We start from the raw sequence: 17,651 nt of genomic DNA, 5'->3' as shown, positions 1-17,651 counted from the left end.
ACAGGGGCTTGCTTATAACCGAACCTCCGGAACGCGGGGCGACTCCCGGGGACGCGCCCGGGCCCGGAGTTTACTCCATGGAAAGGAAGTCGACCCGTTTCTCGTCGAGCATTTCCAGGACCCGGCCGCCTCCGCGGGCAACGCAGGTGAGGGGATCATCGGCCACGACCACCGGGATGCCGGTTTCCTCCATCAGCAGACGGTCGATCTGCTGCAGCATCGCCCCGCCACCGGTCAGCACGATGCCGCGCTCGGCGACATCGGAACCCAGCTCCGGCGGGGTCTGTTCCAGTGCCGTGCGCACCGCCGACACGATCCCGTACAGCGGATCCTGCAGGGCCTCGAGGATCTCGTTGGAGTTCAGGGTGAACGAGCGCGGCACGCCCTCGGACAGGTTGCGCCCCTTGACCTCGATCTCCAGCAGCTCCTTGCCGGGGTAGGCCGAGCCGACCGCATGCTTGATGCGCTCCGCGGTGGCCTCGCCGATCAGTACGCCGTAGTTGCGGCGCACGTAGGCCATGATGGCCTCGTCGAAGGTGTCGCCGCCGATGCGCACGGACTCGGAGTAGACGATCCCGTTCATCGACAGCACGGCGACCTCGGAGGTCCCGCCGCCGATATCCAGCACCATCGAGCCGACCGCCTCGTCCAGCGGGATGCCGGCGCCGATGGCCGCGGCCACAGGTTCCTGCAGCAGGTAGACCTTGCGCGCCCCGGCGCCGAAGGCGGATTCGCGGATCGCGCGGCGTTCCACCTGGGTGGCGCCGCAGGGCACGCAGACCAGCACGCGCGGGCTGGGCCGGAAGATCCGCCGCTCGTGCACCTTCTTGATGAAGTACTGCAGCATCTTTTCGGTGGTGGTGAAGTCGGCGATCACGCCGTCCTTCATCGGCCGGATGGTCACCACGTGCTCCGGTGTGCGCCCGAGCATCTTCTTGGCCTCGATGCCGACGGCCTCGATGGAACGCGGTCCTCCGGGGCCCCGGTCCTGACGAATGGCCACGACGGAGGGTTCGTTGAGCACGATGCCCTGGCCGCGCATGTAGATCAGCGTATTGGCCGTGCCGAGGTCGATGGAGATGTCGTTGGAGAACAGCCCCAGGAGGCGTTTGAGCATGGGGTACGAACCTGCTTGCATGGTCGGCGGGAAAGCCACGGACTCTAGCAACCGCCCCGGGTTTGGGCAAGGTCGGGGTTGTGGTAAGTTTGCGCTCCGTCTCAGCGTATCCCTGAGTATTCCGTTATCGCCCGCAGCGAGGGTCCGCAAGCCATGTCCGTAGACACCGAACACGTCCAGCGCATCGCCGAGCTTTCGCGTCTGGCGATGGATGACGACCAGGCCCGCGAGTTTGCCGGCGGGCTGAGTGACATCTTCGACTTCGTCGAGCAGCTCGGCGGTGCCGACATCGAGGGGGTGGAGCCGATGGCCCATCCGATGGACGCGGCCCAGCGCATGCGCCCGGACGCGGTGACCGAGCCCGACCGGCGCGACGACTACCAGGCCATTGCCCCGGCGGTGGAAGGGGGTCTCTATCTGGTGCCGCGCGTCATTGAATGACGCGTCATCCGCCGAATCGCCTGCGGCGCGCCCTGTGCGCCGCTTTCAGCCACGCTTGAAGGAAAGAGTCCCGAGTCCATGACCCAGGAAACCCTCTCCGACTGGGTACGCAAGCTGCGCGCCCGAGAGATCAGCTCGCGCGAGCTCACCCGCCTGTACCTGGACCGCATCGAGCGTCTGGATGCGGATCTCAACAGCTTCGTCACCGTAACCGCCGATTCCGCGCTGGAGCAGGCGGATGCCGCCGATGCGCGTCTGGCGAAAGGCGAGGAGGCCTCGCTGCTGGGCGTGCCGGTGGCGCAGAAGGACATCTTCTGCACCCGCGGCGTGCGCACCGCCTGTGGCTCGCGCATGCTCGACCCGTTTGTCTCGCCCTACGACGCCACGGTGGTCGAGCGCATGCACGCCGCCGGCGCGGTGATGCTGGGCAAGACCAACATGGACGAGTTCGCGATGGGTTCGTCCAACGAGACCAGCTTCTACGGTCCGGTGCGCAACCCCTGGGACACCGCGCGGGTCCCGGGCGGCTCCTCCGGCGGTTCCGCGGCCGCGGTGGGCGCACGTCTGGCGCCCGGCGCCACCGGCACCGACACCGGTGGCTCCATCCGCCAGCCGGCCGCGTTCTGTGGGATCACCGGCCTCAAGCCGACCTACGGTCGGGTCTCGCGCTACGGCATGATCGCCTTCGCCTCCAGCCTGGACCAGGGCGGGCCGATGGCGGCCTCGGCCGAGGACTGCGGGCACATGCTCAACGCAATGGCCGGGTTCGACGAGCGCGACTCGACCAGTCTCGAACGCCCGGCCGAGGATTTCACCGCGGCGCTGGACGCCGACCTCACCGGGCTGCGCATCGGCCTGCCGCAGGAGTTCTTCGGCGAAGGCCTGGATGACGGCATCCGCGCCGCGCTGGACGAGGCGATCCGGGTGCTGCGCGAGCGCGGCGCCGAGATCCGCGAGGTCAGCCTGCCCAACAGCCACCTGTCGGTGCCGGCCTATTACGTGGTGGCCCCGGCCGAGGCCTCGTCCAACCTTTCGCGGTTCGACGGCGTGCGCTACGGCTATCGCTGCGAGGATCCGCAGGATCTGCTGGACCTGTACACCCGTTCGCGCGGCGAGGGCTTCGGCGCCGAGGTCAAACGGCGCATCATGGTGGGCACCCATGTGCTGTCCGCCGGCTACTACGACGCCTACTATCTCAAGGCGCAGAAGGTCCGCCGGGTGATCGCCGACGACTTCCGCCGGGTGTTCGCCGACGTCGACCTGCTGCTGGGCCCGACCACGCCGGAACTGCCGTTCGAACTGGGGGCCAAGAGCGCCGACCCGGTCAAGATGTACCTCTCGGATATCTACACCATCGCCGCCAACCTGGCGGGGCTGCCGGCGATGTCGCTGCCGGCGGGCGAGGTGCAGGGGCTGCCGGTCGGGCTGCAGCTGATCGGCAACTACTTCGACGAGGCGCGCATGATCGGCGTCGCACACCAGTTTCAGCAGGAGACCGACTGGCACGCCCGCGTGCCGTCGGCCTTTGCCTGAGGGGTCGCAGCATGGAATGGGAAACCGTCATCGGGCTGGAGATCCACGCCCAGCTCAATACCGTCTCCAAGATCTTTTCCGGGGCGCCCACCGCCTACGGCGCCGAGCCCAACCGTCAGGCCTGCCCGGTGGACCTGGGCATGCCCGGCGTGCTGCCGGTGCTCAACCGCGGGGTGGTCGAGCGTGCGGTGATGCTGGGGCTGGCGCTGGACGCCGAGGTGGCCGGCCGCTCGGTGTTCGCGCGCAAGAATTACTTTTACCCGGACCTGCCCAAGGGCTACCAGATCTCGCAGTTCGAGCTGCCGATCGTAGCCAGCGGGCATCTGGACATCGAGCTGGAGGACGGCTCGACCAAGCGCATCGGCGTGACCCGTGCGCACCTCGAGGAAGACGCCGGCAAGAGTCTGCACGAAGGTTTCGAGGCGATGACCGGCATCGATCTCAACCGCGCCGGCACCCCGCTGGTGGAGATCGTCTCCGAGCCGGACCTGCGTTCGGCGAAGGAGGCGGTCGCCTACATGAAGAAGCTGCACTCGCTGGTGCGCTACCTCGACATCTGTGACGGCAACATGCAGGAGGGCAGCTTCCGCTGCGACGCGAACGTCTCCATCCGGCCGAAGGGGCAGGCGGAGTTCGGTACCCGCGCGGAGCTGAAGAACCTCAACTCCTTCCGCTTTGTCGAGCGTGCGATCAACTTCGAGATCGAACGCCAGATCGACGTGATCGAGGGTGGCGGCCGCGTGGTGCAGGAGACCCGCCTGTACGATCCGGACCGCGACGAGACGCGTTCGATGCGTACCAAGGAAGAGGCCAACGACTACCGCTACTTCCCCGATCCGGATCTGCTGCCGGTGGAGGTCGATCAGGACTTCATCGAGGAGATCCGCGGCCGCCTGCCGGAGCTGCCCGATGCCAAGCGCGAGCGTTTCGTGCGCGAGTACGAACTGCCGGAATACGATGCCGGGGTGCTCACCGCGACCCGCGAGACGGGGGATTTCTACGAGGCGGTGGTGCGGGGCTGCAATGCGCCCAAACTGGCCGCCAACTGGGTGATGGGCGAGTTCTCCGCCGCGCTCAACCGCTCCGAGGTGGAGCTCGCCGAGGCCCCGGTGGATGCCGGGGCGCTGGCCGGACTGCTGGCGCGCATCCAGGACGAGACCATCTCCGGCAAGATCGCCAAGGAAGTGTTCGAGGCGATGTGGAACGGCGAGGGCGATGCCGACAGCGTGATCGAGGCCAAGGGGCTGAAGCAGATCACCGACACCGGCGCGATCGACACCATCATCGACGAGGTGATCGCGAACAACCCGAAGCAGCTCGAGCAGTACAAGGGCGGCAAGGACAAGCTGTTCGGGTTCTTCGTCGGCCAGGTGATGAAGGCCACCCAGGGCAAGGCCAATCCGGCCCAGGTCAACGAGCGGCTGAAGGAACGCCTGGATCAGGCATGAGTGATGCGGGCATGGGCGCGGCATCCGCGCGCGAAGCCGATACCCTGCACCGCTTCATGCTGGAAAACACCGGGGTGCGCGGCGAATGGGTGCACCTCGACCAGGCATGGCAGGCGGTGCTGGAGCGCCACCCCTACCCGCCGGTGGTGCGCGACCTGCTGGGGCAGGCCTGCGCCGCGGTCACCCTGGTCGCCGCCACGCTCAAGTTCAAGGGCTCCCTGATCCTCCAGGTCACGGGTTCCGGTCCGCTGCACATGCTGGTGGCGCAGGCGGACGGGCAAGGGCATCTGCGCGGGGTGGCCCGTTATCACGAGACCCCGGCGGAAGACGGCACACTGGAGGCGATCCTGGGCGAGGACGCGCGGGTGATGATGACCCTGGACCCCGGGGACGGCGGCGAGCGCTATCAGGGTGTGGTGGAGCTGCGCGGGCAGACCCTGGCCGCGGCCCTGGACGGGTATTTCGAGCAGTCCGAGCAGCTCCCCACGCGGGTCTGGCTGGCCGCCGATGGCCAGCGCGCCGCGGGCATGCTGCTGCAGGGGCTGCCGGATGACAGCGGGCAGCCGCTGTCACGCGACAGCGAGGACTGGAACCGCGCGACCACCCTGGCCGCGACCACCACGGCGGCCGAGCTGCTGCAGCTGGACGCCGGCTCGCTGCTGGGCCGGCTGTTCGCCGAGGAGCGCGTGCGCCTGTTCGACGGCTCCACGGTGGAATTCCACTGCCACTGCTCGCGCGAGCGCGTGGCCACCACCCTGCAGAGCCTCGGGGTGGACGAGATCCGCTCGATCCTGGCCGAGCAGGGCCGCATCGAGGTCACCTGCGAGTTCTGCAACGCGCAGTACGTGTTCGATGCGGTGGATGCCGAGGCTCTGTGCCGTCCGGGCAACGCGCAGCCGCCGGGGCCCGATACCTCGCAATAGGGGGCGGATCGGCCGGTCGGTCGACCCCCTGCGAACAGGGGGCGCCCCGTGCCCCGCAGGAGGCCAGCCCTCCGGCCGATCGGGCCTGGCGCCGTAATCGGCCAGGGGGCTGGCCTCCTACGGGGGATCCCCGCAGACCGGGCAGGCCGGGTCGCGCTGCAGGCCGATCTCGCGGAACTGCATGTGCAGACCGTCGATCAGCAGCAGGCGCCCCGCCAGGGTCGGCAGGCCGGCCAGCAGCTTGAGGGCCTCGGTCGCCTGCAGGCTCCCGACCACCCCCGGCAGGCTCGCCAGCACCCCGCTGGTCGCGCAGGTGTCCTCGTCCGCGCCTTCGTCGCCGTACAGGCAGTGGTAGCAGCCGGTCCGCGGGTCGCGGAAATCGAAGGTGGTGAGCTGGCCCTCGAAGCGGATCACCGCGCCGGAGACCAGCGGCGTGCCGGTGGCGACCGCCGCGCGGTTGATCGCGCCACGCGCGGCGAAATGGTCGGTGCCGTCCAGCACCACGTCGGCCCCGGCGAAGAGCGCGCGCATCGCGTCGGCGTCCAGCCGTTCGGCGCGGGTCTCCACCCGGCAGGCGCTGTTCAGCGCCGCGATGCGCCGCGCACCGGAGGCGACCTTGTCCGCGCCCAGGTCGGCCTCGCCGTGCAGGATCTGGCGCTGCAGGTTGCTCGCCTCGACGTGATCCGGGTCCACCAGGGTCAGCCGGCCGACCCCGGCCGCGGCCAGATAGGCCGCCACCGGCGAACCCAGCCCGCCCACGCCCATCACCACGGCATGTGCCCGATGCAGGCGTTCCTGCCCCTCGATCCCGATGGCCGGCAGCATGATCTGGCGCGCGTAGCGCAGGAGTTCGTCGTCATTCATGGGTGGATTGTAACTCCGTCACATGGCCGCGCGGGCAGCGTGCCGGAACTGCGGCGGGCTTCACGCAATGCGCCAGGCGGTTCAAGGGGCGTTCAGTCGGAAGGGCTAGTCTGGTTCCCGGCAATTCGGCCAGAAGAGAAAGGGAAGGAGGCGTCCCATGAACCCCGAACAGAAATCCATCCTGCAGCGTCTGACCGCCGTGGTCGTCCCCGCCGCACTGCTCGCCTTTGTGGTCGCGGCACCGGCCCAGGCCGCGACGCCGGTCAAGGGGGCAGCCGGCGGGGCCACGCTGCAGTTCTCGGTCGAGGGCCTGCAGGAGGTCCGCCATGATCGGCGCTCGGGCAAACGCGGTTACAAGCACAAGCGCGGGCATCCCGGGAGTCGTGGCCACAAGTACAAGCGCGGGCATCCGGGCGCGCGCGGGCACAAGCAGTCACGCCGCGGCCATTCGCGCGGGCGTGGGCCGGGCCACCGCTCCTCGCGGGGGGCTGAACACCATCACCACTACTATGGTCGTTCAAAGCGTTCCGGGTGGCGGGATCGTCGTGACCGGCGTTCCTCCGGCAGTATCCACCTCAAGCTGCCACTGCCGCTGCCGCGTCCGTGATGTGCAGTCGGGCCGCGCGCCGGTCCGGAGCATGGCACGCAGGGCCCCCGGTGCATGCGCCGGGGGCTTCGGCATGTCTGTCAGTCAGCGCCGGGCCCGCAGGCGCGCCCCGGTCACGCGGGGATGACCGGCGGTGTCCGGCCAGGTCGTGATGTCCGTCCACGGCCCGGTCTCCAGTCGTGCCCGTACCGCCGCGTCCTGGTCGAATCCGTGTTCCAGCAGCAGCCAGCCGTCGTCCGTCAGGTGATCGGGTGCGGTGGCGATCAGTTCATGCAGGTCCGCCAGTCCCGTTTGCGCCGCGACCAGCGCATCCCGTGGCTCGAAGCGCAGGTCGCCGCGTTGCAGATGCGGGTCGTCCGCGGCGATGTACGGCGGATTGGAGACGATCAGGTCGAAGCGTGCCGCGGGCGCCAGCGGATGCAGCCAGGCCCCGGAGAAGAAGCGAATGTCCAGGTTCAGTTCGCCGGCGTTGGCGCGGGCACGGGCCAGGGCGTCGAGGCTGGTGTCGCTGGCGAAGCCGTCGACCCCGGGCCGTTCGGCCTTGAGCGCAAGGATGATGGCCCCGGAGCCGGTGCCCGCGTCCAGCACCCGGGGGTGTTCTTCCGGCGCCGCGTCGATGACCCCCAGCGCGGCCTCGACCAGCACCTCGGTCTCGGGGCGCGGGATCAGGCAGGCCGGGGAGACCCCCAGATCCAGGGTCCAGAAGCCGCGCCGGCCGAGGATGTGGGCGATCGGTTCGCCCCGCAGGCGGCGCCGGCACAACGCCTCGGCCGCGGCTGCCTGCGCGGGGTCGGGGGCATCGCCGCCGCGCGCGACGAGCTGCGCGGTGCTCAGGCCGGTGGCCATGCCGAGCAGCAGGCGTGCCTCCAGGCCGGCGGCCTCCACGTCGGCCTCCTGCAGCCGGTTGCGCAGGCTGGCCAGCAGGGCGTCCAGCGTGACCGGGTGGTCCATCAGGCGTCGGCGAGGGAGGCGAGCTGTTCCGCCTGGTACTCGTGGATCAGCGGGTCGATCACCGGGTCGAGGTCGCCGGCCATCACCTGTTCCAGCTTGTACAGCGTCAGGTTGATGCGGTGGTCGGTGACCCGCCCCTGGGGGAAGTTGTAGGTGCGGATGCGTTCCGAGCGGTCGCCGCTGCCCACCAGACCCTTGCGCTCGGCACTCTGGGCCTCGGCCTGCGCGGCGCGTTCGTCCTCGTACAGCCGCGCGGCGAGGAAGTTCATCGCGCGGGCGCGGTTCTTGTGCTGGGAGCGTTCTTCCTGGCATTCGACCACGATGCCGGTGGGCAGGTGGGTCAGGCGCACGGCGGAGTCGGTCTTGTTCACGTGCTGGCCGCCGGCACCGGAGGAGCGGAAGGTGTCCACGCGCAGGTCGGCCGGGTTGATCTCCGGCATCTCGACCTCCTCCAGTTCCGGGAGGATCGCGACCGTCGCCGCCGAGGTGTGGATGCGGCCCTGGGACTCGGTCTCGGGTACGCGCTGCACGCGGTGTGCGCCGGATTCGAATTTGAGCCGCGAATAGGCCCCCTGGCCGGCGAGTCGGGCGATCACCTCGCGGTAGCCGCCGTGTTCGCCCTCGCTGGCCGACAGGATCTCCAGCTGCCAGTGGCGCTGTTCCGCGTAGCGGCTGTACATGCGCAGGAGGTCGCCGGCGAACAGTGCGGCTTCGTCCCCGCCGGTGCCGGCGCGGATCTCGAGGAAGACGTTGGCGTCGTCGTGCGGGTCCTTCGGGATCAGGTGGCGGTAGAGTTCGGCCTCCAGTTCCTCGTTGCGCGCATTGAGGGTCTCGATCTCGCCCTCGGCCATCGCGCGCAGTTCGGGGTCGTCGTCCTCGAGCATCGCGCGCGCCTCGTCCAGCGCGGCGCGGTTTTCGTTCCATGCCTTCCACGCCTCGGCCACCGGTTCCAGCTGGCTGTATTCCTGCGACAGCCGGCGCAGCTGCTCGGGGTCCTCGGCGGCATCCGGCGTGGCGAGCAGGCCGGCGATCTCGGCGTGCCGTTCGGCCAGGCCCTCCAGTTTGGCGCGAAAGGAATCCTTCACGCGTCGTCCCTGGTGTCGTCGGGTTCCGCGCCGTGGCCATGCCCCGGGGCATGACCGTGCTCAGGCCCGTGATCACGCCCGCGATCATGTCCGGGGTCATCCTCGCGTTCGGGCAGCTGAAACAGCTGATGCGCGGCTTCCAGCAGGCGGGCGTCGCCCTCGTGGGCCGCGGTGTTGAGGCTCTTGCAGGGATGGTGCATCAGCTTGTTGGTCAGGGTGTGGGCCAGCCAGGGCAGGACCTCGTCGGGCGACCGACCGGCGCGGATCATTGCCAGGGCACGCTCCACGGTCTCGTCCTTGACCGTCTCCGCGCGCTCGCGCAGCTGGCGGATGCTGTCGATGGAGTCGCGCGCCCGCAGCCAGCGCATGAACTCCCCGGCGCGCTGGTTGATGATCTCCTCGGCCTGTTCCGCGGCGGCCTGACGCGAGGCCATGTTGTCGTCGATCACCTCCTGGAGGTCGTCGACCGTGTATAAATAGATGTCCTCAAGTTGCCCGACCTCGGGTTCGATGTCGCGCGGGACCGCGATGTCGACCATGAACATCGGCTTGCGGCGGCGCTTGCGCAGCGCGCGTTCCACCGCCCCCTTGCCGAGGATGGGTACCGGCGCGGCGGTGGAGGAGATCACGATGTCGGCCTCCGGCAGGCGTTCGCCCAGATGGTCCAGGCCGATGGGCTCGCCGTCGAAGCGTTCGGCCACGCTGCGCGCGCGTTCCTCGGTCCGGTTGGCCACGATCACCCGGCCGATGCCGAGGCCCCGCAGGTGCTGCAGGGCCAGTTCGATGGTCTCGCCCGCGCCCACTACCATGGCGGTCAGCGGCTTGAGGTCGCCGAAAATCTGCCGGCCCAGCGATACCGCGGCGAAGGCCACCGAGACCGCGCTCTGGCCGATCGCGGTCTCGGTGCGTACGTCCTTGGCGGTGGCGAAGGCGTGCTGGAACAGCCGCTCCAGCGACAGCCCGAGGGTGCCGGCGTCGTGGGCGTACTGGTAGGCGGTCTTCATCTGCCCCAGGATCTGCGGTTCGCCCAGCACCATCGAATCCAGACCGCTGGCGACCCGCAGGGTGTGGCGCACGGCCGAGCCGTCGTGGTGCAGGTAGAGATAGGGCCTCAGTTCGGAGCGGTCGATGCCGTGGTAGCCACCCAGCCAGTCCACCACGCGATGTTCGCTGTCCTCCCCGCTCTCGCGGAAATAGACCTCGGTGCGGTTGCAGGTGGAGAGGATCGCACTCTCCGGCAGCCGCACGCCGGAGCGCAGCGAATGCAGCGCATCGTCCAGTTCGTGCTGGCTGACCGACAGCCGTTCGCGGATCTCGACCGGTGCTGTCTTGTGATTGATTCCGAGTGCGAAGAGCATAACCTGCGTATTGTGCCGCAAAACGTCCCCTGCGGGTCAGTAGTGTACGCGGTGAAAGGGTTCGGTACAGTGCGCAGGAATCCGGATGCCGGGCCCGAAGGAACCTGGCGCGGCCCGGTGCCGTCTCACTGAAAGCTGACATGCATGGAATGCCTCTATGACCCGAACCCTGCTGGCCGCGGCCGTTGCCCTCCTTGTCAGCGGTTGTGCGCACCATTCGCTCGGTGCCGGCGAGCCGCTGGAAACCGACGCCCCGGAGATCGTGACCCTGCCCGAGAGCGGATTGCAGGAGGATCCCGAGGCGGCGCTGATGTTCAGCGTGCTTGCCGGCGAGATCGCCGTGCGTTCCGGGCAGACCGCCGATGCGGCGGCCTTCTACGGTGCGGCGGCGGCGCTGAGCCACGACCCGGAAATCGCCGAACGGGCCACCCGTATCGCCCTGTTCGCGCGCGATCGTGAGCAGGCCCTGCGTTCCGGGGAGCGCTGGCTGGCCCTGTCGCCCGAACACATGGAGGCGGTGCAGATCGTTGCGCTGCTGCGCATCGACGCCGGGCAGGTCGAGGCCGCCGCGCAGCAGCTGGATGAACTGATGCAGCGGCGCGCGGGGGAAGGCGCCAGTCCCTATTCATCGCTGGTCTCGTTGATGGTGCAGGCCGACAACCGGGACTACGCGCTGGAGACCCTGGACCGCCTCGCCACGCGGCGAGCCGGGGATCGCGACACCTGGCGGGTGTATGCCGAACTCGCCCTGCGGTTCGACGCGACCGGGGCGGCCCTGCAGGCCACCGAGCGGGGTCTCGAGCTGCATCCCGACGCCATCAGTCTGTACCTGTTGCGGGTGCAGGCGCTGGAACGCGACGAACGCGGGGACGAGGCCCTGGCCCTGATGCGCGAGGCCGTCGCCGCTCACCCGGACAGTCGCGACGCCCGCATCGGCTATGCCCATGCACTCACCGACCATGCCGACGACGACCGGGGCCCGGAGGAGATCGCGCGGCTGGCCGAGCTGGCCCCCGACGATTACGAGGCCCGCCTGACGCTGGCCCTGCTGAGCCTCGAGAGCGGCTGGCACGAGGCCGCGCGCGAGCAGCTGGAGGCCCTGGAGGCCCGCGGCGTGCGCGAGAACGAGGTGGCCTATTATCTGGGTCGTCTGCACGAGCTGGAAGGGGATGCGGTCCGGGCCCGGACGTTCTTCGAGCGGGTCGGCGAGGGCGAGTTTCGCGCGGATGCGCGGCTGCGCCTCGCGGCCCTGACCCTGCGCGAAAACGGTGCCGGGGCGGCGCGCGCTGCGTTCGACGAACTGCAGACGCACGACGACGCCGACGTGGCACGCGAGGCCTGGGTCGTGGAGGTCAACACCCTGCGCGAGGAAGAGGCCTACGAACGTGCGCTGGAACGCGCCGATGCGGCACTGGATGCCTTCCCCGAGGAGAGCGACCTGCTGTATCTGCGCGGGCTGATCCACGAGCGCCTGGACCGGGTGGACGCGGCGCTGCAGGACTTTCGCGCAATCCTTGACAACGACCCGGACAGTGCCACGGCGATGAACGCGCTGGGGTACACCCTGGCCGACCGGACCGACCGCTACGAGGAGGCCTACGAGCTGATCACGCAGGCCCTCGAGCAGCGTCCCGATGACGCAGCCGTGGTCGACAGCTACGGCTGGGTGCTCTACAAGCTCGGGCGGCTGGACGAGGCCGAGGAACAGTTGCGGCGGGCCTGGAGCATGATGGAGGACGGCGAGATCGCCAGTAACCTTGCCGTCGTGTTGTGGGAGCAGGGCGAGCGCGAACAGGCGCGCGAGCTGCTCGATAAGGCGCTGGAGCGCGAACCCGGGCACGAGCGGCTGCAGCGGGTCCGGCGCGAGCTGCTCGAATGACCCGAATGAGGGGGCCAGGTGTGCGCGCGGCACTCGCGCTGATGACCGTGATGCTGCTCGCCGGGTGTGCGGCCCTGCCGGAGGTGGACCGGGGCGACGCCGCGCAAAGGGCCTTCGAGGAGCGCAGCGAGCGGCTCGCCGCCATCGAAACCTGGCGCCTGGTGGCCCGCCTGGGGCTGGATACCGAGCGTGAATACTGGTCCGCACAGCTCAACTGGCGGGTGCAGGAGGGTACGCATATCCTCGATCTGTCCGGTCCGATGGGGCGGGGTGGCGGCCGATTGACCCTCGCCGAGGGACAGCCGGCGCGGCTGGTGACCCGTGATGGCGAACATCACAGCGCACGCGATCCGGACGCCCTCGCGCAGCGTCTCACCGGCGATGCGATTCCGGTGTCGGGGATGATCTACTGGGTACGCGGCCTGCCGGATCCCGCCCGTCCGTTCGAGCACGAGGTGGACGCCGAAGGGCGTCCGATCCGCATCCGTCAGGCCGGCTGGGAGATCGAATACGGCGAGTACGAGGAATTCGACGGCGAGTCCATGCCGGTGCGCATGGAGCTGCAGCGCGATGCGCTCACGCTGCGTGCCGTGATCCGCCAGTGGCAGATGGGAGACGGATCCGCCTGATGGACAAGCCCTTTGCGCAGGTCTTCCCCGCGCCCGCGAAGATCAACCGCTTCCTGCACATCACCGGTCGGCGCGCGGACGGCTACCACGAGCTGCAGACCGTGTTCCAGTTCCTCGATCTGGAGGACCGGCTGCGCTTCGAGCCGCGCCCCGGCGGGGAGGTGGCGATGGCCTCCGCGGATGCCGTGGACGGGGCCGAAAACCTGTGCGTGCGCGCCGCCCGCATGGTCTTTGCGGCCGCCGGGCGACACGAAGGGGTGACGATCCACCTCGACAAGCGCCTCCCGGTCGGTGGCGGGGTGGGCGGAGGCAGTTCCGACGCTGCCACCACCCTGGTTGCGCTGAATCATCTGTTCGAGCTTGGCCTGGACGAATCGACGCTGGCCGACCTCGGCCTGCGTCTCGGCGCGGACGTGCCGGTCTTCGTGCGCGGCCGCGCCGCATGGGCCGAAGGCGTGGGCGAAACCCTGGTCCCGGTGCGGCCCGACTGCCCCTGGGCGCTGCTGATCGACCCCGGTGTCCCGGTCGCCACCGGAACCATGTTCGGGTCAGGAGAATTGACACGCGACTGTCCCACCGAGAGAATCTCGCACGCGGTCGACGGCGCGCCATTTGGAAACGTCTTCGAACCGGTGGTCCGGACGCGCCATCCGGACATCGCCCGGGCGCTGGACTGGCTGGGCTCGCAGACCGACCGGGCCCGCCTGAGCGGAACCGGCGGTTGCGTGTTCGGGCTGTTTCGCGACCGCGCCGAAGCCGAGAGGGCACGCGAGGAACAGCCGCTGCCCTGGAGCAGCCGGGTCACCCGGCTGCGCAACGAGTCGCCCCTGCGGGCGTGGTTGCCCGAGTCGGGCGGCCATTCTACTGGGCCGTAGCCAAGCGGTAAGGCAACGGGTTTTGATCCCGTCATGCGCAGGTTCGAATCCTGCCGGCCCAGCCATACAATCGCCCCGCGCCGCAGGCGAGGGGCACCTGACAACCGGGCGGCAGGATGAGAACCGTGAAAGGTTCGACTCGAGCGGCGCAGCCGCGAGAGAACGCCGCCGAAGGCGGCGGCCCGGAGGGCGGCGCGCAGCGCCGTAATCCTGCCGGCCCAGCCATATTTCCGAACCCCGGCCCCGGCCGGGGTTCCTTACTGGAGACCGCGCCATCCGGGCGCGGTTCCGCACCACCCAGACCGGGACAAGTCGTGGTCGACAAGAGTCGCATGATGATCTTCGCGGGGAACGCCAACCCGCGGCTGGCACAGGGCGTTGCCGAGCACCTCGGCCTGCCGATGGGGAAGGTGACCGTCGGCCGGTTCAGTGACGGCGAGGTCCAGGTCGAGATCCTGGAAAACGTGCGCGGACGCGACGTCTTCCTGATCCAGCCCACCGGGCAGCCCACCAACGAGAACCTCATGGAGCTCGTGATCATGGTGGATGCCCTGCGCCGCGCTTCGGCTGGCCGCATTACCACGGTGATCCCGTATTTCGGCTATGCCCGGCAGGACCGCCGGGTGCGCTCGGCGCGGGTGCCGATCTCGGCCAAGGTCGTGGCCAACATGATCGAGGCGGTAGGCGCGGACCGCGTGCTGACGATCGACGTGCACGCCGATCAGGTGCAGGGCTTCTTCAACGTCCCGGTGGACAACATCTATGCCTCGCCGGTGCTGCTGGGCGATGTCTGGCGTCACGTCTCCGGTGATCTGACGGTCGTGTCGCCCGACGTCGGCGGCGTCGTGCGCGCCCGAGCGATCGCCAAACGGATGGATGACGCCGACCTGGCGATCATCGACAAGCGCCGCCCGCGCGCCAACGAATCCGAAGTGATGCACATCATCGGGGACGTGCGCGGCAAGTCCTGCATCATCATCGACGACCTGGTGGATACGGCCGGTACCCTGTGTCAGGCAGCGAAGGCGCTGAAGGAGCATGGCGCCTCCTCGGTCAGCGCCTATGCCACCCACCCCGTGCTTTCCGGCGCGGCGATTGATAACATAAACGGTTCGGCGCTGGACGAGCTGGTGGTGACCGACACCCTGGCCCTCCAGCCCAACGCGCAGGCCTGTCCGAAAATCCGGCAGCTCTCGGTCGCAGAGATGCTCGCGGAGACCATCCGCCGCATCAATCGCGAGGAGTCCGTGAGCTCGCTGTTCGTGGACTGAGCCCGGGCCGGCGGAACCCGGTCTGCGTCGCCGGCGATCGCCGGCTGCCCCGAATCCGGGAGGAAGGGCCTCCCGCTTTACGCCTCACCTGGTCGCGGGTGGGGCGCGTTCATTCTGGAGAACGTCATCATGAGCATGAGCTTTACCCTTGAAGCCGAGAAGCGTGACGAACAGGGTTCGAGTGCGAGCCGCCGCCTGCGTCGCGCCGGCAAGCTGCCCGCCATCCTGTATGGCGGCGACGATCCCGCGGTGCCGATCACGCTGGATCACAACGCGATGGTGCACAACCTGAAGGAAGACGCGTTTTATTCGCACATCCTGACGGTCAAGCTGGACGGCCAGTCGCAGAAGGCCATCCTGCGTGACGTGCAGCGCCATCCGTTCAAGCCCACCATCTACCACGTGGACCTGCTGCGCGTGAGCGCCAACCAGCCGATCCGCGTGAACGTGCCCATCCACTTCCTCAACGAGGAGACCTGCAAGGGCGTGAAGCCCGGCGGTGGCATGATCAACCGTCAGGTCAACGAGATCGAGGTCGAGTGCCTGCCGGACGACCTGCCGGAATCCATCGACGTCGACATGGCCGACGTGGACGTGGGCGAGACCCTGCACCTGTCCGACCTCAAGGCCAGCATGCCGAAGGGTGTCGAGATGGTCGCGCTGATGCAGGGCGACGAATACGACTACGCGGTCGTGACCGTGCAGCTGCCGCGTTCCGCCAAGGGTGGCGGCGGTGGTGGCGCGGCTGCCGCCGAGGGCGCCGAAGGCGAGGAAGGTGGTGACGAGGCCGCGGGCGAGGAAGCCGGCGGCGAGGAAGACAACGGCTGAACGCCGCGGTCACGACCTCCCGCATGACCAGCCGACCTGCGCCGATTCGCCTGGTGGTCGGGCTGGGCAACCCGGGCCCGCGTTACGCCGAAACCCGGCATAACGCGGGCTTCTGGTTTGTGGATGCCCTGGCCCGTGATCACGGCGTCCGCTTTCGCCCGGAGAACCGCTTCGATGGCGAGGCGGCCCGGCTGACCCTCCCCGAAGGTGATGCCTGGCTCCTCAAGCCGATGTCCTTCATGAACAAGAGCGGCCTGCCGGTGCGCAAATGCGCCGATTTCTATCGCATCGCTCCGGAGGAGATCCTGGTCGTCCACGACGAGCTGGATCTCGAGCCCGGGGTGGTCCGCCTGAAGCATGGCGGCGGGCATGGCGGGCATAACGGTCTGCGCGACCTGCACCGGCACCTGGGCGGTCCCGCCTACTGCCGCCTGCGTGTCGGTATCGGTCATCCCGGCGAGCGCGATCAGGTGGTGCCCTTCGTGCTCGATCGTCCCGGCCGCGACGATACGCGGGCGATTGGCGAGGCACTGGACGACGCTGTTCGCCAGATCCCGGCCCTGCTGGCGGGACGCTGGGACGAGGCCGTGCGCAATCTGCACGGGCGCGAGTCCGGTTGAACAAGCCCCGAGCAATACCCGAGGAAACCCCATGAGCCTGAAATGCGGCATCGTCGGCCTGCCGAACGTCGGCAAATCGACTCTGTTCAACGCCCTGACGCGCGCGGAGATCGCCGCGGAGAACTACCCGTTCTGCACCATCGATCCCAACGTCGGGGTGGTGGAGGTGCCGGACCCGCGGCTGGCAAAGCTGGCGGAGCTGGTATCGCCGGAGCGGGTGCTGCCGACCACGGTGGAGTTCGTCGACATCGCCGGGCTGGTGTCCGGGGCGGCCCAGGGCGAGGGGCTGGGCAACCAGTTCCTGGCGCATATCCGCGAGACCGACGCCATCGCCCAGGTGGTTCGCTGTTTCGAGGACGATGACATCGTCCATGTAGCCGGCCGGGTGGACCCGCTGGCCGACATCGAGACCATCAGTACCGAGCTGATGCTGGCGGACCTGGAGACGGTCAACAAGGCGCTGACCCGTCTGACGCGTGCCGCCAAGTCCCAGGACAAGGAGGCCATCGCCCGGCTACGGGCCGCCGAGAAGGTGGCCGAGGGCCTGGGTGAGGGCATCCCGGTGCGTGCCCAGGATCTGGAGGCGGAAGAGCTCGAGCTGCTGCGCGATCTCCACCTGCTGACCATCAAGCCGCTGATGTACATCGCCAACGTCAACGAGGCGGGTCTCACCGAGGATAACGAACAGGTGCGCGCCGTGCGCGCGAAGGCCGCCGAGGAGGGGGCTCAGGTGGTCAGCGTGTGCGCGGCCATCGAGGCCGAGATCGCCGTGCTCGAGCCCGGCGAGCGCGCCGAATTCCTCGCCGATCTGGGCCTCGAGGAACCCGGTCTGGACCGCGTGATCCGCACCGCCTATGAGCTACTGGATCTGCAGACCTTCTTCACCGCCGGCGAGAAGGAGGTGCGGGCCTGGACCGTGCGCCGGGGCTCCACCGCGCCACAGGCGGCGGGCGTGATCCATACCGATTTCGAGAAGGGTTTCATCCGCGCCGAGGTGGTCGCCTACAACGACTACGTGGAGCACGGCGGTGAGCAGGGGGCGAAGGATGTCGGCAAGTGGCGGCTCGAAGGCAAGGAATACGTCATGCGCGAAGGGGACGTTGTACATTTTCGCTTCAATGTCTGAGTATAATACTCGGACTTTGTCGCGGGGGCGGCACCCCTGCGCCCGGCACGTTTCCTTATCGCAATCAACCATCAGGCCCGTATCAGGAGTACAGCA

The 17,651-nt window shown here is 68.9% G+C and carries 17 protein-coding genes, 1 tRNA gene and 1 other RNA gene; 14 read left to right on the top strand and 5 right to left on the bottom strand.

What is annotated here, in order from left to right; translation table 11 throughout:
- Positions 1-70: 70 nt before the first annotated feature.
- On the bottom strand, positions 71-1,117 hold the full coding sequence (locus G020_RS0100500; RefSeq protein WP_018869798.1) for a rod shape-determining protein: 1,047 nt from the start codon (positions 1,115-1,117) through the stop codon (positions 71-73).
- 153 nt (positions 1,118-1,270) lie between these two features.
- On the opposite strand from G020_RS0100500, the gene gatC reads away from it, so the two are divergent.
- From gatC to hslO, 4 genes are all read left to right on the top strand, one after another.
- The gene (gene gatC / locus G020_RS0100495) at positions 1,271-1,558 is read left to right on the top strand and encodes an Asp-tRNA(Asn)/Glu-tRNA(Gln) amidotransferase subunit GatC (protein WP_024328229.1); all 288 of its coding nucleotides are present in this window, start codon (positions 1,271-1,273) and stop codon (positions 1,556-1,558) included.
- A gap of 78 nt (positions 1,559-1,636) precedes the next feature.
- Positions 1,637-3,091: an Asp-tRNA(Asn)/Glu-tRNA(Gln) amidotransferase subunit GatA gene (gatA, locus tag G020_RS0100490; RefSeq protein ID WP_024328228.1), complete on the top strand. Its 1,455-nt coding sequence runs from the start codon at positions 1,637-1,639 to the stop codon at positions 3,089-3,091.
- A gap of 11 nt (positions 3,092-3,102) precedes the next feature.
- Positions 3,103-4,539: an Asp-tRNA(Asn)/Glu-tRNA(Gln) amidotransferase subunit GatB gene (gatB, locus tag G020_RS0100485; protein ID WP_024328227.1), complete on the top strand. Its 1,437-nt coding sequence runs from the start codon at positions 3,103-3,105 to the stop codon at positions 4,537-4,539.
- The gene (gene hslO / locus G020_RS0100480; protein WP_024328226.1) at positions 4,536-5,462 is read left to right on the top strand and encodes an Hsp33 family molecular chaperone HslO; all 927 of its coding nucleotides are present in this window, start codon (positions 4,536-4,538) and stop codon (positions 5,460-5,462) included. Before gatB ends, hslO begins: the two co-directional genes overlap by 4 nt.
- Positions 5,463-5,579: 117 nt before the next feature.
- Here hslO and G020_RS0100475 read toward each other — a convergent pair whose 3' ends face one another.
- A complete protein-coding gene (locus tag G020_RS0100475) occupies positions 5,580-6,326 on the bottom strand; it encodes a molybdopterin-synthase adenylyltransferase MoeB (RefSeq protein WP_024328225.1) in 747 nt (248 codons plus the stop codon).
- Between the two features lie 157 nt (positions 6,327-6,483).
- Between G020_RS0100475 and G020_RS0100470 the strand changes: the two genes are divergently transcribed.
- Positions 6,484-6,933 (top strand): hypothetical protein, encoded by a 450-nt coding sequence (locus tag G020_RS0100470; protein ID WP_029681156.1) that lies wholly within the window; start codon positions 6,484-6,486, stop codon positions 6,931-6,933.
- Positions 6,934-7,017: 84 nt separating this feature from the next.
- On the opposite strand, the gene prmC is transcribed toward G020_RS0100470, so the two are convergent.
- Genes prmC through hemA form a run of 3 tightly spaced genes read right to left on the bottom strand, consistent with a single transcriptional unit; the run spans position 7,018 to position 10,327 of the window.
- Complete coding sequence (gene prmC, locus G020_RS0100465) at positions 7,018-7,884, bottom strand: peptide chain release factor N(5)-glutamine methyltransferase (protein WP_024328223.1); 867 nt, start codon at positions 7,882-7,884, stop codon at positions 7,018-7,020.
- The gene (gene prfA / locus G020_RS0100460; RefSeq protein WP_018947437.1) at positions 7,884-8,969 is read right to left on the bottom strand and encodes a peptide chain release factor 1; all 1,086 of its coding nucleotides are present in this window, start codon (positions 8,967-8,969) and stop codon (positions 7,884-7,886) included. The genes prmC and prfA overlap by 1 nt, the downstream gene beginning before the upstream one ends.
- Positions 8,966-10,327 (bottom strand): glutamyl-tRNA reductase, encoded by a 1,362-nt coding sequence (gene hemA, locus G020_RS0100455; RefSeq protein WP_024328222.1) that lies wholly within the window; start codon positions 10,325-10,327, stop codon positions 8,966-8,968. Before hemA ends, prfA begins: the two co-directional genes overlap by 4 nt.
- Before the next feature lie 157 nt (positions 10,328-10,484).
- Between hemA and G020_RS0100450 the strand changes: the two genes are divergently transcribed.
- The 9 genes from G020_RS0100450 (at position 10,485) to ychF (ending at position 17,555) form a co-directional block, all read left to right on the top strand.
- Positions 10,485-12,206: a tetratricopeptide repeat protein gene (locus G020_RS0100450; protein WP_024328221.1), complete on the top strand. Its 1,722-nt coding sequence runs from the start codon at positions 10,485-10,487 to the stop codon at positions 12,204-12,206.
- A 5-nt stretch (positions 12,207-12,211) separates the two neighbouring features.
- The gene (gene lolB, locus G020_RS0100445; RefSeq protein WP_029681155.1) at positions 12,212-12,835 is read left to right on the top strand and encodes a lipoprotein insertase outer membrane protein LolB; all 624 of its coding nucleotides are present in this window, start codon (positions 12,212-12,214) and stop codon (positions 12,833-12,835) included.
- Positions 12,835-13,710 (top strand): 4-(cytidine 5'-diphospho)-2-C-methyl-D-erythritol kinase, encoded by an 876-nt coding sequence (gene ispE / locus G020_RS14735; RefSeq protein ID WP_024328219.1) that lies wholly within the window; start codon positions 12,835-12,837, stop codon positions 13,708-13,710. Before lolB ends, ispE begins: the two co-directional genes overlap by 1 nt.
- Positions 13,701-13,775 (top strand) — tRNA-Gln (locus G020_RS0100435). The genes ispE and G020_RS0100435 overlap by 10 nt, the downstream gene beginning before the upstream one ends.
- Positions 13,776-13,805: 30 nt before the next feature.
- Positions 13,806-13,935, top strand: a non-coding RNA gene (locus G020_RS14840) — RtT sRNA.
- A gap of 89 nt (positions 13,936-14,024) precedes the next feature.
- On the top strand, positions 14,025-14,981 hold the full coding sequence (locus G020_RS0100430; RefSeq protein ID WP_018947433.1) for a ribose-phosphate diphosphokinase: 957 nt from the start codon (positions 14,025-14,027) through the stop codon (positions 14,979-14,981).
- A gap of 129 nt (positions 14,982-15,110) precedes the next feature.
- Positions 15,111-15,809 carry a 50S ribosomal protein L25/general stress protein Ctc gene (locus tag G020_RS0100425; protein ID WP_024328218.1) on the top strand — a complete coding sequence of 233 codons (699 nt, stop codon included), beginning with the start codon at positions 15,111-15,113 and terminating at the stop codon, positions 15,807-15,809.
- Positions 15,810-15,832: 23 nt separating this feature from the next.
- The gene (gene pth, locus G020_RS0100420) at positions 15,833-16,429 is read left to right on the top strand and encodes an aminoacyl-tRNA hydrolase (protein WP_024328217.1); all 597 of its coding nucleotides are present in this window, start codon (positions 15,833-15,835) and stop codon (positions 16,427-16,429) included.
- Between the two features lie 31 nt (positions 16,430-16,460).
- On the top strand, positions 16,461-17,555 hold the full coding sequence (gene ychF / locus G020_RS0100415) for a redox-regulated ATPase YchF (RefSeq protein WP_024328216.1): 1,095 nt from the start codon (positions 16,461-16,463) through the stop codon (positions 17,553-17,555).
- The last annotated feature ends 96 nt before the right edge of the window (positions 17,556-17,651 follow it).

The organism is Thioalkalivibrio sp. ALR17-21, from assembly GCF_000420185.1.
Classification (GTDB): Bacteria; Pseudomonadota; Gammaproteobacteria; order Ectothiorhodospirales; family Ectothiorhodospiraceae; genus Thioalkalivibrio; species Thioalkalivibrio halophilus.
Note: the sequence above shows the minus strand (reverse complement) of the source record. Positions and strands in the feature narration are given on the sequence as shown.

What these genes read in the sequence shown, in the direction of transcription:
- G020_RS0100500 (WP_018869798.1), bottom strand. Translation starts at nt 1,117, where the DNA reads ATGCTCAAACGCCTCCTGGGGCTGTTCTCCAACGACATCTCCATCGAC.
- gatC (WP_024328229.1), top strand. Translation starts at nt 1,271, where the DNA reads ATGTCCGTAGACACCGAACACGTCCAGCGCATCGCCGAGCTTTCGCGT.
- gatA (WP_024328228.1), top strand. Translation starts at nt 1,637, where the DNA reads ATGACCCAGGAAACCCTCTCCGACTGGGTACGCAAGCTGCGCGCCCGA.
- gatB (WP_024328227.1), top strand. Translation starts at nt 3,103, where the DNA reads ATGGAATGGGAAACCGTCATCGGGCTGGAGATCCACGCCCAGCTCAAT.
- hslO (WP_024328226.1), top strand. Translation starts at nt 4,536, where the DNA reads ATGAGTGATGCGGGCATGGGCGCGGCATCCGCGCGCGAAGCCGATACC.
- G020_RS0100475 (WP_024328225.1), bottom strand. Translation starts at nt 6,326, where the DNA reads ATGAATGACGACGAACTCCTGCGCTACGCGCGCCAGATCATGCTGCCG.
- G020_RS0100470 (WP_029681156.1), top strand. Translation starts at nt 6,484, where the DNA reads ATGAACCCCGAACAGAAATCCATCCTGCAGCGTCTGACCGCCGTGGTC.
- prmC (WP_024328223.1), bottom strand. Translation starts at nt 7,884, where the DNA reads ATGGACCACCCGGTCACGCTGGACGCCCTGCTGGCCAGCCTGCGCAAC.
- hemA (WP_024328222.1), bottom strand. Translation starts at nt 10,327, where the DNA reads ATGCTCTTCGCACTCGGAATCAATCACAAGACAGCACCGGTCGAGATC.
- G020_RS0100450 (WP_024328221.1), top strand. Translation starts at nt 10,485, where the DNA reads ATGACCCGAACCCTGCTGGCCGCGGCCGTTGCCCTCCTTGTCAGCGGT.
- lolB (WP_029681155.1), top strand. Translation starts at nt 12,212, where the DNA reads ATGAGGGGGCCAGGTGTGCGCGCGGCACTCGCGCTGATGACCGTGATG.
- ispE (WP_024328219.1), top strand. Translation starts at nt 12,835, where the DNA reads ATGGACAAGCCCTTTGCGCAGGTCTTCCCCGCGCCCGCGAAGATCAAC.
- G020_RS0100425 (WP_024328218.1), top strand. Translation starts at nt 15,111, where the DNA reads ATGAGCATGAGCTTTACCCTTGAAGCCGAGAAGCGTGACGAACAGGGT.
- pth (WP_024328217.1), top strand. Translation starts at nt 15,833, where the DNA reads ATGACCAGCCGACCTGCGCCGATTCGCCTGGTGGTCGGGCTGGGCAAC.
- ychF (WP_024328216.1), top strand. Translation starts at nt 16,461, where the DNA reads ATGAGCCTGAAATGCGGCATCGTCGGCCTGCCGAACGTCGGCAAATCG.